Annotated in this window: 13 protein-coding genes; 2 read left to right on the forward strand and 11 right to left on the reverse strand. The window is 45.3% G+C overall.

Going from position 1 to position 13476, the window contains the following annotated elements; genetic code table 11:
• Positions 1–37: 37 nt before the first annotated feature.
• Positions 38–1660: a BCCT family transporter gene (locus tag BLQ44_RS10220; RefSeq protein ID WP_093193800.1), complete on the reverse strand. Its 1623-nt coding sequence runs from the start codon at positions 1658–1660 to the stop codon at positions 38–40.
• A 168-nt stretch (positions 1661–1828) separates the two neighbouring features.
• Here BLQ44_RS10220 and BLQ44_RS10225 point away from each other — a divergent pair, with 168 nt between their 5' ends.
• Positions 1829–2095: a hypothetical protein gene (locus BLQ44_RS10225; RefSeq protein WP_093193801.1), complete on the forward strand. Its 267-nt coding sequence runs from the start codon at positions 1829–1831 to the stop codon at positions 2093–2095.
• On the opposite strand, the gene BLQ44_RS10230 is transcribed toward BLQ44_RS10225, so the two are convergent.
• From BLQ44_RS10230 to BLQ44_RS10265, 9 genes are all read right to left on the reverse strand, one after another.
• Positions 2088–2342 carry a hypothetical protein gene (locus BLQ44_RS10230; protein WP_093193802.1) on the reverse strand — a complete coding sequence of 85 codons (255 nt, stop codon included), beginning with the start codon at positions 2340–2342 and terminating at the stop codon, positions 2088–2090. The genes BLQ44_RS10225 and BLQ44_RS10230 overlap by 8 nt on opposite strands.
• 87 nt (positions 2343–2429) lie before the next feature.
• A complete protein-coding gene (mbcS, locus tag BLQ44_RS10235; RefSeq protein WP_093193803.1) occupies positions 2430–3995 on the reverse strand; it encodes an acyl-CoA synthetase MbcS in 1566 nt (521 codons plus the stop codon).
• A 120-nt stretch (positions 3996–4115) separates the two neighbouring features.
• Complete coding sequence (locus tag BLQ44_RS10240; protein WP_093193804.1) at positions 4116–4967, reverse strand: YitT family protein; 852 nt, start codon at positions 4965–4967, stop codon at positions 4116–4118.
• A 131-nt stretch (positions 4968–5098) separates the two neighbouring features.
• Positions 5099–6808: an ATP-binding protein gene (locus BLQ44_RS10245; protein ID WP_093193805.1), complete on the reverse strand. Its 1710-nt coding sequence runs from the start codon at positions 6806–6808 to the stop codon at positions 5099–5101.
• 103 nt (positions 6809–6911) lie between these two features.
• Positions 6912–7781: a DNA-3-methyladenine glycosylase family protein gene (locus BLQ44_RS10250; protein ID WP_093193806.1), complete on the reverse strand. Its 870-nt coding sequence runs from the start codon at positions 7779–7781 to the stop codon at positions 6912–6914.
• 20 nt (positions 7782–7801) lie between these two features.
• The gene (gene pdaA, locus BLQ44_RS10255; protein WP_093193807.1) at positions 7802–8581 is read right to left on the reverse strand and encodes a delta-lactam-biosynthetic de-N-acetylase; all 780 of its coding nucleotides are present in this window, start codon (positions 8579–8581) and stop codon (positions 7802–7804) included.
• Between the two features lie 64 nt (positions 8582–8645).
• Positions 8646–9950 carry a Na+/H+ antiporter family protein gene (locus tag BLQ44_RS10260; protein ID WP_093193808.1) on the reverse strand — a complete coding sequence of 435 codons (1305 nt, stop codon included), beginning with the start codon at positions 9948–9950 and terminating at the stop codon, positions 8646–8648.
• A gap of 100 nt (positions 9951–10050) precedes the next feature.
• Complete coding sequence (locus BLQ44_RS16570) at positions 10051–10200, reverse strand: SE1561 family protein (RefSeq protein WP_176757500.1); 150 nt, start codon at positions 10198–10200, stop codon at positions 10051–10053.
• Between the two features lie 574 nt (positions 10201–10774).
• Positions 10775–11164, reverse strand: a complete 390-nt coding sequence (locus tag BLQ44_RS10265; protein WP_093193809.1) for an OsmC family protein — start codon at positions 11162–11164, stop codon at positions 10775–10777.
• Positions 11165–11312: 148 nt separating this feature from the next.
• Here BLQ44_RS10265 and BLQ44_RS10270 point away from each other — a divergent pair, with 148 nt between their 5' ends.
• The gene (locus BLQ44_RS10270; RefSeq protein WP_093193810.1) at positions 11313–12482 is read left to right on the forward strand and encodes an MFS transporter; all 1170 of its coding nucleotides are present in this window, start codon (positions 11313–11315) and stop codon (positions 12480–12482) included.
• On the opposite strand, the gene BLQ44_RS10275 is transcribed toward BLQ44_RS10270, so the two are convergent.
• Positions 12479–13465 carry a metal ABC transporter solute-binding protein, Zn/Mn family gene (locus BLQ44_RS10275; protein ID WP_093193811.1) on the reverse strand — a complete coding sequence of 329 codons (987 nt, stop codon included), beginning with the start codon at positions 13463–13465 and terminating at the stop codon, positions 12479–12481. The two genes, BLQ44_RS10270 and BLQ44_RS10275, sit on opposite strands and share 4 nt — an antisense overlap.
• Positions 13466–13476: the final 11 nt, after the last annotated feature.

Here is a 13476-nt window from a genome sequence, read left to right on the forward strand (position 1 = left end):
GCCATTCCTTTCTGAACAGAAAGGAATGGCTTTTCGTTTATTCTTCGTTATCGTCTTTGCCTCTCAATACGTCCGATCCGCCACGACGCTTCGTCTGTTTTCTCCAGCGTTTAATATGGATCGTCGGAGATTCATAATCATCTGCTGCTTTGATATCTTGAGTGGAAGCTCTCATAAACGACCACGCAAGCAGGAGCATGATGAAGATCAGCGGGAATCCTCCTACGATACTTGCCGTCTGTAAGGTATCAAGCCCTCCAAGGAACAGGAGTACAAGTGGCATGATACAAAGAGCGAATGCCCAGAACAGGCGGTTCCAGCGTTTCGGTTCTCCGTCGATCTCCTTCTGTACGACAGAAGCGAGAATGTAGGAAGAAGAATCGAAAGTAGTCGCAAGGAAAATGATCGCAAGTATGGTGAATACCAACACGAGGAAATTAGCGAACGGCAGCTGAGCAATGATCTCGATGATCGTCGCCGGTGCTCCGTTATCACTCATGAAGGCAATAGCATCGAATTGACCTGTCAACTGCATGTACAGTCCGAAGTTCCCCATGATACCGAAAAACAGTACGCACCCAAGAGTACCATACACGATTGTACCGAAGATCATTTCACGGATCGTACGGCCTCTGGAAATCCTTGCGACGAACAACCCTACAAACGGTGCGTACACGAGCCACCAGGCCCAGTAGAAGATCGTCCAGGATTCAGGGAACTGTGTTTCTTCAAATTCACCCAGTGTTCCGAATGGTTCCATCCAGGTAGCCATCTTGAAGAAGTTATCCAAAAGAATACCAAGAGAGTTGAATGTGGTTTCTAAGATAAACCGTGTCGGCCCGAAGATAAGGATGAATCCTAAGATGAATAACACGAGCCACAGGTTGATGTCACTGAGCACCTTGATCCCTTTCTTAAGACCGGAATAAGAACTTACCGCAAAGATTCCGGTACAAACAAGCATAATGACTGCCTGCATACCCAGAGTCACCGGGATACCTGTAAGGTAACTGACCCCTTCAGCGATCATCGGGGTTCCGAGTGCCAATGTCGTTCCGGCACCTCCCATGAGACCGAACATGAATAGTACGTCCACGATATTTCCGACAGGACCATCCACCCATTTGCCAAGAACCGGACGTACGGCTTCACTCACTTTAAGTACAGGTTTCTTTCTTACGTAAAAGAAATATGCGATAGGCAGCGCAGGAAGAGTATAGATCGCCCACGCTATAGGTCCCCAGTGGAAAATCCCGTAAGCTGTAGACCATTGGATCGCTTCTTTCGACTCAGGTGTAAGACCGAATGGAGGTCCCTGATAATAATACACCCACTCGATTACTGCCCAGTACAGAATACTGGAACCGATTCCTGCGGCGAATAGCATCGCTGCCCAGGAGAATGTATTGAACTCAGCTTTTTCCCCTTCTTCTCCAAGTTTTACATGTCCATTCTTACTAAAAGCTACGAAAATCAGGAATGCGAACACCAGGAGTCCCATCACCATATAGAGAACCCCGAAATTACCAGTCATGAAAGTATTCGCCTGACTGACAATCTCCTTCCCGGCTTCCGGGAACAACACAAGTGGAATAGTTACTAACATTAAGAGCGCCAGCGCGCCTGCAAATGTAGGCCAATCCATAATTCGTTTATTCACTTTTCGTCATCCTTTCCTTCGATTAGTATTGTAACGCCCTTGCACACGGTTTAGTATTGTAACAAAGCCTCTGGATAAGTCAAAGGTTGTTTCATCCTTTGTTTACAATTAGTGTCTAATATTGTAATTTTTTACCGAAAAAGTGCTTAGGAAAGGAAACAATCAATTATGAAAAAGTTTATAGAAAAATGGAAAGTGGATTCTCTCTACGTACCGCTTCTCATCGTGTACCCAGCAGGGTTCTGGCTTCTTCTTGGTAATACAGAATGGCATGCTACGACCCTGACCCTTTACATCGTGTGTGTCCTGTTTTTATCTTTTGCAGGATTCACAGAAACTTACGGAGATTCCACGAAAGAAATCGTATTCGGTTACATTTATCTCGTAGGTGCTGTCTTCTTTGCCATCGCCGGATTGTGGATGTGGCTTATATGAAGAATAGGAATGGCAGGATCAGTGGTATGGTGATGATGACTGTGACGATCAGCCATTCCGTACGTTTCTCTCCGGTTATCTGTTTGTAATAGGATATACCCCAAGCCAGAAGTAATAAACCCGTCATGACAATGCTCCTGAAGTGCAAGTCGCCGTCTTTATTATTAGTGAAAATAAAGATGCCTCCTTCGATAAGGATAAGCATCCCCGTCATTATATTAAACGCGTGATGGAATGTTCTACTCATTCTGCTATCTCCTTTCTCCCTTTATCATACCTCACTTCCCTTCCCTGAATAAACGAAAAACCACCCCTAATCAAAGGGGTGGCTTCCTCACTTCTCTTTATTTCTGAGTTCCACTCTGCGTATCTTACCGGAAGTCGTCTTCGGCAATCCTTCGATGAACTCGATTTTTCGCGGGTACTTATAAGGAGCAGTCTCTGCTTTCACGTGATCCTGGAGTTGTTTAGCGAGAGAGTCACTTGCAGTTTCCCCCTCCTGCAAAACGATGAATGCTTTCACGACATTCCCGCGAACTTCATCCGGACTTGCGACGACTGCACATTCCTGCACAGCAGGATGCTTCACAAGCGCATCTTCTACTTCGAATGGACCAATCGTGTAGCCCGAACTGATGATGATATCGTCACTCCGGCCTTCGAACCAGAAGTAACCATCTTCATCCTTCTTCGCCTGGTCACCAGTTACATAATAGTGACCCCGTTGTGACATCTTCGTCCTTTCCGGGTCTTTGTAATACTCCTTAAATAGAGCCGGCGTGTCGAGGTGAACAGCGATGTCCCCTACTTCTCCCGGTGGGGCAGGCTCTCCTTCTTCCGTGATGATTTCCACTTTGTTCCCAGGAGTTGGGCGTCCCATCGATCCAGGACGTACTTCCATGTCCTTCATAATCCCGACGAGAAGCGTATTTTCTGTCTGCCCGTACCCATCACGCACCGTAACGTTGAAGTGATTCTGGAAAGTATCGATCACCTCTCTGTTCAATGGTTCTCCCGCGGATACTGCACTATGCAGATGGTCGAGGGAATAGTCATCAAGATTGTCGACTTTCGCCATCAGGCGATATTCCGTCGGTGTACAGCACAATACGTTCACGCCATAGTCCTGCATCAACTGCAAGTACGTTTTCGGGTCGAATTTGCCTTGATAAATAAGCCCACATGCGCCGGTACCCAGTACAGAAAGGAAAGGCGTCCATATCCATTTTTGCCATCCAGGTCCTGCCGTAGCCCAGACGACATCGTTTTCGTTGATCGCGAGCCACTTATCTGCAGCCGTCTTCAAATGGGCGTACCCCCACCCGTGAGTGTGAACCACCCCTTTCGGATTCCCGGTCGTTCCAGAAGTATAGGGAAGGAAGGCTGTATCGTCCCGTTGTGTTAGAGCAGCTTCCAATTCTTCCGAAGCTGATGTCACACGTTCTTCCAAAGAGATCCACCCTTCCACTTCTCCTCCCACGGAGAACAGGTGCAGGTTCTCTACACCTTTCACATCATCGAATTGCCCTGTGAAGGGATGGTAACAGGCGACAGCCTTAGCCTCCCCGTGATCGATTCTATACTGTAAATCCTTCGTCCTCAGCATTTCTGAACTGGGAATGACAATAATTCCGGTTTTCAATGCAGCAAGATATACTTCGTACGCTTCGATGGTTCTCGGAATCATGACGAGAATCTTATCACCAGATGCAAGCCCCTCCTCTAAGAAAGCGTTTCCAATCCTATTCACTCTTTTCATTAGTTCCTGATATGTAGTCTCTTTCTTATGCCCCTCACTATCGAGCCATATTAAAGCTTTTCGTTCTTCCCCTTGTGCGTATTTCTCCATTTCAGAAATAATGTTGTACTGTTCCGGTGCAATAAGTTCTTCGCGATTCATCCAATCCCTCCATCTATATCATTATCGCTTATATTATACCTAAAATTCAGATTTTTTTAAATCTAAAAAAGACAGAACCGCTTCCTTCGTCAAAAAGGCAGTTCTGTCTTTACACAATTCTCAGGAGGCCAACCGTTTGAAGTTTTCCCCTAGAATTTCATTCATTTTATGCACAGTGATGAATGCATGCTCATCAATCAACGTCATATATTTCTTAAGTTTCGTATATTCTTTCCTGCTGAGTACCGTAGTGATGACTTCTTTGTCTTCTTTATTGAAAGCTCCCTTGGCCTCGTGGATCGTTGCACCCCGGCCAAGCTTATCCACGATGTAACTGCGTACTTCATCGCTTTCTTCACTGATGATGACGACTTCTTTGTTGTCTTCGAATTGATCAAGGGCATAATCGATTACGAGCCCATTCAATATGACACCGAAGAATGCGTACATTCCGACAGCAGGACCGAATACGAACACTGACGATACGGCAATCGCAATATCCGAAATCAGTACGCCCTTCCCTACTTCAACAGAAAAGTACTTATTCAGAATCATTGCGATGATATCCGTTCCCCCGGTCGAAGCCCCCTGGTGGAATACTACCGCCATTCCGGAAGCTGCAATAATCTGACCGATGATCAGTTGGATCAGGATATCGTCGCTCAGAGCCTCCTGAATCGGGAAGTACGTTTCAAGCCCCCATACCATGAAGGACAAAGCGAAGCTTGCATAAATCGTCTTCGCGCCGAATTGGAAACCGAGAAAAATGATTCCGACAATAAATAGAACAATATTCAATATAATCATAATAAGTCCGAGGGAGAGCCCTGGGAAGATAGTATTCATTACAATGGATAGGCCACTTACACCACCTGTAGCCAAATCATTCGGTGATAGAAAATAAGTGACGTTTACGGCTACAAATAAAGCGCCTAAGTTCATCAGCAAAAAGCTTTTTATATGTTTCCACATGGAATAACCCCCTCGTTTCATCCGTTTATTTTATCTCACAAAGACGGATTATAACGAGGTTTCAACCCTTTGTAAACAGCTTTGATGCAACTATTATAAGTAATCGGATACAATGGGAAACTTCTGAAAATTCAAGGATTTCCAGGGAGGGTAACGGTCACTGTAGTCCCTTTCTCTTCTTCACTCTCATAGTGGATGGAGCCGCCTAAATCATCTACGATTTTCTTAGTCACCATAACTCCGAGACCCGTACCTTTTTCTTTGGTCGTGTAGAAAGGTTCGCCGATATGGATCAATGCTTCTTCAGGAATGCCAATCCCGTCATCCCTGACGACGATTGCCAGACTGTCTTCCTTCCGATATGTTTCCACCACTATTTCCCCTTTTTCACCAACTGCTTCCACGGCATTCTTCACCAGGTTCAATAGCACTTGCTTCAACCTTTTTTCATCTGTAAAAAGGATTGAATCTTCGGAAGCATTCTTATAACTAAGAGAAAGATCATTATCTTCCGTGTCTTTTTTCATCAGATTCAGTGTATAGGAAATGATCTCGGAGACATCTACTTCCTTTTTCTCGGTTTTGGAACCCGGTTTTACAAGAAACAGAAAATCCTGAACGATCGTTTCCATCCGTTCCACTTCTTTCAGCACCACACTCTGATATTCCTTCTGCATTTCCGGGTTGGCTTCTCCTATCTGAAGAAACCCTTTGATGACCGTCAGCGGATTTTTGATTTCATGAGCGATCCCCGCACTCATTTGAGAAATGACGGAGAGGTGATCCGATTTCCGTTCCAGATAGGCAGCTTTTTTATCATTAGTGATATCTCTGGTCGTCCCCACCACATATTGATTTCCTTCGTGAATGAGGGGAAACCCTGTAACCCTGACCCATCTTACGCTTTCTCTTCCTGGGACCCGGACATCGACTTTCGACTTCCTTTCACTCATCTGTTCCAGTGATTGATCCAACCTCTTTCTGTCAGCAGGATGGATGAACTGTTTCAACGTCTCCGGAGCTTCATTTCCGGAGATGCTTTCTCCGAAGAACCTTTTGATCGAAGGGCTCAGATAGTGAAATTGTCGGAAGGAGGGGTCTGCTATCCAGAACACATCATTGGTGTGCTTTTCCATCAGATGGACGGTTTCTTCTGATGGGATAGCGCCTTCTTCTTTTCCGCTCTTTTCATGACCGAAAACCGCCAATCCCTGATGGGAAGGATAGACACTGAAATGGCACTCCTCTTCATCATGAGAAAATTGGAAGTCCTGTTTTTGATTCGTATCTCTGGCGAAGAGACAGTTTCTTATGAAGAGCGAACCAGTTTCGCCAACCATGACTTTCGACAGTTTTTCATAATAATGTTCAGATAAAGATACCTCGGCCATCTCTTCCATCAATGAATTCACATAGATGATCTCCAGCTTTTCGTTTAAAATCAGAAGTCCCATGGTAAGCTTCTCTTCTAAAGGAACAGAAGAAGTTACGGACGGCGGAGAGGAGGATGGTTGAAGAATCGCTATCCATTTATGGGCATTCATCCTTTGAAGACGGCACACGAAATCCCTTTGGTTCACACAAACGGAAAATCTCTGAACCCCATCGTTCGCCGTATTTTCCAATGATTCGGTGAACCGCTTCCGATCATCTTCTCCCATCATAGAGAGCCAATCATTTATGGAAACTATGGAAGAACTTATACTATTTTTAAATTTATTCGTCACATTCATTTCCTTTGTCGCCATATCTCCTATGCAGGCAATCGAATCATTCAAATCGAGAACTTGCATCATTTCATCGATATCAAAAAGATCGGTACTCTTTTCTTTGATTTTCAATGGCAAACCTCATTTCTATAAAGAATCCGATGATTATAAGGAAACGCATCATTCATTATAACGCATGAAAGGAAATTTTTGAATATTTAGTGACAAATAGGTATTATTTTTTTCCCATCAGACTTCGCCAGAGCAACAAAGCCGCATAACTTCGATAAGGCGCCCACCTTTCACTTTCCGGAATCATTTCCGACCGATCAGGCTTCGTATCCAAATCGAAATATTTCTTCCATGCATTCTGTATTCCTACATCTGCTTCGGGAAAAAGATCCGGACGCCCCAGTCCCGTCATCAGCCAGTTTTGAGCTGTCCATTTCCCGATCCCTCTTATTTTCGTCAGGCTATTCTTTGTCTCCTCATCCGTCATGGAATAAAAACTATGTAAATCCACCTCCCCCTTTACGATCTTCCGTGAAGTATCGATGACATATTCCGCTTTTCTCCCGCTGAACTGAAGCTTTCTCAAATCCTCGTAAGATAAGGATGCTACGGTTTCCGGAGTCGGATAAAACCACACACCCCGCCATTTGTAGCCATATTCCTGTACGAATCGGGTGCTCAGCGTATAAGCGAAGGATGTATTCAGCTGCTGATGTATAATGACCCTCATCAACGCATCGTAAGGATGGAAACTTTTCACTACAGGTGTCGCGGGAAATTCTTTTTGAAGTTCAGCTAAAGAAGTCTCTTTGAAATGGTCCTCTATTTCATTTATATTACGATTCCATAGAAATATGTCGGAAACACGTTCCAAAAGGTAGTCTTTCTCCTTTTCCCCTTCTAAGAGAAAGACCGGCTCTTCAGTGGTTCCTATTGATGTGACACGAACTACATCCCTTACATCCCTATCAGAAACAGGTATATCCACCCACTTCTTTTCTCTGTCCAAGTGAATCAAAGGGTCTTCCTCCATCCGTTCCAGAACAAAATCAAAATCATACTTGAATGGCAGTGTTACTGTTTCCCTCCACATTCTCCCCTCTCCTTTCTATATCAGCGAATTCCACTCATCGGGAGCAGCACGTTTTCTTGTGCCAGCAATTCATTCAATGTCCCGAATTCGTAGCCCCTTTTTCTCATTTCATCGATGAATGGGGCAAGGGCGTCCTTATTATCTTCAGAGACCGTATGAAGTAAAACGACCGCTCCCGGGTGTACCTGCTCTACAAGGGTCTGATAAGCATGCTCCCATCCTTTTTGACGGTCGGTATTCCAGTCCACGAAGGCGAGAGACCAGAATGCGTGAATATACCCCATTTCTCTGGTCCACTCCAGGGATCGTTCATTGAATGTACCTTTCGGCGGGCGCAAAAACGTCATAGTCTCCTGAGACGTAAGCTTCTTCACTTCTTCTTCCAGTTTCTTCACATCCTGCTTCAATTCCTCTTTTGAAAGCGTCGTGAAATCACGATGGCTGTAGGAATGGTTCCCAATCAAATGACCATCCCTGTTCATCTGCTTTACTAGCTCTGGAGCGCTCTTCACGTAGTGTCCCGTCAGAAAAAAGGTGGCCGGCACATCTTTTTTCCTTAATACTTGAAGTACTTCTTCGGTGTAGCCCTGCTCATACCCGTTGTCGAACGTCAAATAAATTTTCCTATTTTCCCCATTCCCTTTATACAGAGCGTCAAACGGTTCTACCAGTGATGTATAACGACCGAATTCAGGTGCCACCTCTTTTTCGTCGGATTTCTTATACCCCCAGCTTTCTGCATAGCCTACGGTAGGGAGACATAAAATGAATATGCAAAGAATCATCAACTTTCTCATCATAATAAAAAACCTCACTTTTTTCTTTAGTGTGCAAAAAGTGAGGCATTCTTATAGGTGGCAATTATTAGAACAACAAGCTGGCTGCCCAGCCGAAAATAACGAGCGGAATATTGTAGTGCAGGAATGTCGGCACACATGTATCCCAGATATGGTTGTGACGACCGTCCGCATTCAGCCCTGAAGTCGGGCCAAGTGTACTGTCCGATGCCGGAGAACCTGCGTCACCAAGGGCTCCCGCTGTTCCGATCAATGTCGCAATAGCCATCGGAGAATAACCGGCCTCGAGACAAATAGGCACAAATAATGCAGCGAGAATCGGTACCGTTGCAAAGGAAGAACCTATCCCAATGGTTACGACAAGTCCGACCAGAAGCAGAACGAGCGATATCACCGCTTTGTTATCACCGATCATCCCTGTGCTCGAAGCTACCAGCGCCTCGACGGATGCCGTTTCCGTAAGCACGTTTGCAAAACCTGCTGCAGTAAGCATGACGAAAGCGATAAATCCCATCATACTTATACCTTCTCCCATTGTTCTATCTCCATACGTAAACGGCACGACACGGAACAAGAACATGACGATCAAGCCGGCAAGCGCAGCGAAAATCAGATTTCCCCATACCGCCTGGATGATCAGGGTGATGAGGATCGCTACGATGGTAAACGCATGTTTTGCGTTAAAGGATACTTTTTCCCCTTCCGGAATAGCAGAAAGTCCGGTTCCATCAGAGGGACGTGCCTCTTTCGGTTTCCGATACGTGATAAGAACTGCGATGAGCAATCCTACAACCATACCGAGCCCCGGGATAAGCAGAGAACGGGCGATTGTTCCTATCGAAGCTTCCACGCCATTGGAGGCCATCGCATCCTGGATCGTCTGATGGAAAATCAGACCGAACCCGAGTGGTATCGTTACATATGGCGCTTTCAGACCGAAAGTAAGAGCCGTCGCAACCGCCCGTCGATCCAGTTGCATTTTATCGAACATATGAAGAAGCGGCGGAATCAAAATCGGAATAAAAGCGATATGCACAGGTACGACGTTCTGCGAAAGACTGGCTACGGCCGCAATGATGAAAACGAGCCATGTCTTTTTATCTTTCAATACGCGTAACAATGTCTGGACCAGTAAGGTCGTAATACCTGAAAAACTGATCGCAGCTGCAAAAGCCCCGAGCAGAATGTAACTGAGTGCCACCTGAGCCTGGTCGCCCATCCCGGCAATGAACAGATCAAGGGCTCCAGTAAGAGACTCCCCGTTCATCACCCCTGCAGTAAGACCTGCAGCGATGATCGCTACGATGACATTGACACGAAGTAAACTTAATATAGTAAGGACAAGAACAGATATAATGACAGCTGAAGCCATTTGAACAACTCCTTTTCATCACGTTAACGATTTATCATGATAAAGAATGACATCAAAAAAATCAACCCTTTCAAAAAATGTCTGAAAAGGTTGAAAACATTCAGTTGATCTTTTCTTCTAACTCATCCAGCATGCGGATGAGCTTATCGATTTCCTCGATATCCGTTTCGGCAGGATCCAGTTGATCCACCCGATCCGCAAATTGAGCCAGTCTCAGCTTCAAATCAGCCATTTTCTCCTGTTGATTCATAAAAATCCCCTTTGCTGTCCGTAGTTCTACACCATCATAGTACAGATTATGAAATATGAAAAGCGGAGACATCCCGCTTAGAAGCTCTGGCCTAAGTAGACCTGTCAGACAAAAGCGTTCTTTCTTTTTTCTGATCTGGGCTACTTAGGACATGTGCTTCTGGATGTCGTAGCTAGACTAATGAAAAGCGGAATCACCCTGCTTAGAAACTACAGTCATAAGCAACTCGGTCAACGAAAGGCGACTTTCCTTTCTTTGATCCGAGTTGCTTATGGCTCGAGTTTCTGGGTGATGCAGCTAGACAAGTGAAAAGCGGAGAAGGACGTTTAGAAGCTCTGTCGCCAGGGTTATCCGGCAAAAAATACTTCCATCAACGAAGAAAGTGAGTCATACCATACAGTATGACTTATTTTATCCTGAATAATCACCTGAATCATCGCATAACAAATATTATGATGCAGGAATCTCGAAAACACTGGCAAAACCGTTCCATAATGATCCAAGCCACATCCTCGCCCCACAAAAAAAGAAGCAGATCAACTCTGGATCTGCTTCTCGTCGCTTTCATTAACCACTAACTAAGCTCAATACATTCGATCGTTTCTTCGATTTCGATGCTATCTTTCACCGACTGTACCATAGAGCAATTCTTTCTCGCGACTTCGAGGTTCTTCGCCAACTTATCCTGATTGAGACGATACCCTTTCACGACGTAATGGAGCTTCACCTTTTCGATCCGGTTCGCTTCATCATTATTCCTGGTAACTTCCGCCGTCAATTTAATATCTTCATATTTAATGCGCTGCTTATCAAGGATTTTGCGGTACACACTTAAGCTGCATCCGGCAATCGAGGATACCATCAATTGATAAGGACGAAACCCGTGGTGTTCATCACTTGCGATATTAAGCTGACCGAATTCAAACGATGTGCGTATTCCTTCATCCTTTAGATAGAAATCCATCTTCACCACTCCTTCACTCAAAAAAATGGGTCTTATCTAATATTATAACCGTTTCTTCTCTATCTCTAACATTTTAATTCCTTCTCTTGAAAATATTCCTCACACTCGCTTATTCTTAGAGAAGTGTGTCAAAAAGGGGGACAACTATATGGTAACCGCACGCAGACGCTTTTGGATACTTATCGGACTGGTGACGATTTCCGGTTTCTCTCAAGGGATGCTTCTCCCGTTACTGGCTGTCATTCTTGAGCAGAATGGTGTCTCAAGCTCTATAAATGGCATCCATGCTACCGGACTCTACATAGGGATCCTTGTCGCATCACCGTTCATTGAAAAACCTCTACGCTCTTTCGGTTTCAAACCGATCATCTTATTCGGAGGGGTTCTGGTATTCACTTCCCTGTTCCTGTTTCCATTCTGGGAATCTCTATGGTTCTGGTTCGTTCTGCGAGTTACGATCGGTATCGGAGATCAGATCCTTCACTTCGGGACACAGACATGGATTACGACAACAGCTCATAAAAAGGATCGGGGGCTGAGCATCGCCTACTACGGATTGTTTTTCAGTCTCGGTTTTACGCTTGGCCCGCTGATGACCAATCTCTTATCCGTCAGTACTTTCGCACCGTTCCTTCTTTCTTCTTTTCTGAGCCTCGGCGTGTGGATGTTCATGTTGAAAGTCAGAAATGAATTTCCGGAAGAAGATTACGCCTCCGCTCATGGGACAAGCTCTCTGGGACGATTCATCAAGGCCACGAAACTTGGGTGGATTGCATTTCTTGGGCCGCTTTGCTACGGGTTTCTCGAAGCGGCTCTGCATGGAATCTTCCCTGTGTACGGCTTGCGGCTCGGTCATGAGGTACAAATGATTTCCTTCATCATCCCGGCTTTTGCGGCGGCAAGTCTGTTCTCACAAATACCTCTAGGCCGATGGAGTGACAAAATCGGTCGCCCACAGGTTATCCGATATGCATTAAGCGGCGGGATTCTCGCTTTTCTTGTCGCTTCTTTCTTTGAAGGATCGGTGGTGGCGCTTTTCCTTTGCTTTGCATTCGCCGGCCTCTGCGTAGGTTCTTTGTTTTCCCTGGGTATTTCCTATATGACGGACTTACTTCCGAGAGAGTTATTACCGGCAGGCAACATTCTTTGCGGCATGTCTTTCAGTATAGGCAGTATTCTGGGACCGTTCCTTTCGGGAATCGTACTTGATTTCTTCCCTCAGGTTTCTCTTTTCTTATTAATTGTAGGATTACTCGTAGCAATTCTACTCGCCTTTCTTTTCAAAAAAGATGTCACTATAGCAGAAGACCCGGCTTAAGCCGGGTCTTCTTCATAAAGAGCCTGTTCGAGAACTTCAATGTTCTTCTGCATCAAGTCGAAATAATTCTCATCATTGTCGATTTCATCCTCTGTACGTGTTGCCAGGTTATGCAGGTAGAGAGGCTCCGCCCCTATTTCCTCCTGAACAACTTCTGCCGCTTTCGGCGAGACGTTCTTTTCGAATAAAACATAATCAAGCCCGTGCTCCTTCGCCGTTTCAATCACATGTTCAAGTTCCTTCTGGGATGGTTCATTCGTGGAAGACAGCCCCGAAATAGCAATCTGCTTAAGTCCATAAGCCTCTTCCCAATACCCATAAGCAGCATGGGACACTACCACTTCTTTCGTATCCGCTTCTTGGATAGTAGTAGCCATCTGTTCATCGAGTTCGGTCAACTGTTCTTTCAACGTCTCCGTGTTCTGCAGGAACGTTTCTTCCTTCTCCGGATACATCGCTATGAACTCTTCTTTAAGACTCTCAGCCACTTTCGTCATGACCATCGGATCGAGCCAGATGTGAGGGTCCTCCCCTCCTACAGAATGGTTATGACCAGCATGATCATCGGCAGCGCTCTCCTCTTCCGCATGGTCTTCTTCGTGTGTATCCTCTTCTCCATGACCTACTTCCTCCAGACCTTTCGCAACAGGAAGGGTCGTTACGCCTTCTTCATTCAATGTCTCAGCTATCGTCGCTGCATATGGCTCGAACTCATCTTTCGTATAAATGAACGCCTTCCCTTCAGCCATCTGGACCATCTCTTTGGTAGTAGGCTCATAGGTATGGGCATCGGATCCTGCAGGGAGAATCGATTCCACTTCCACTTTATCCCCTACAATTTGTTGAGCTACGAATTCCAGCGGATAAACCGTAGTGTACATCGTATCTTTTTGATTCCCTTCCCCTTGCTCCCCTTCTTCACTGCCACACGCAGCAAGAAGGACAAGGATCAATAGCGAAAGAAATGTCGTGACTTTTTTCATTTTCGCACCCC

Origin of the sequence: Salimicrobium halophilum (assembly GCF_900100295.1) — a bacterium.
Lineage (GTDB): Bacteria > Bacillota > Bacilli > Bacillales > Halobacillaceae > Salimicrobium > Salimicrobium halophilum.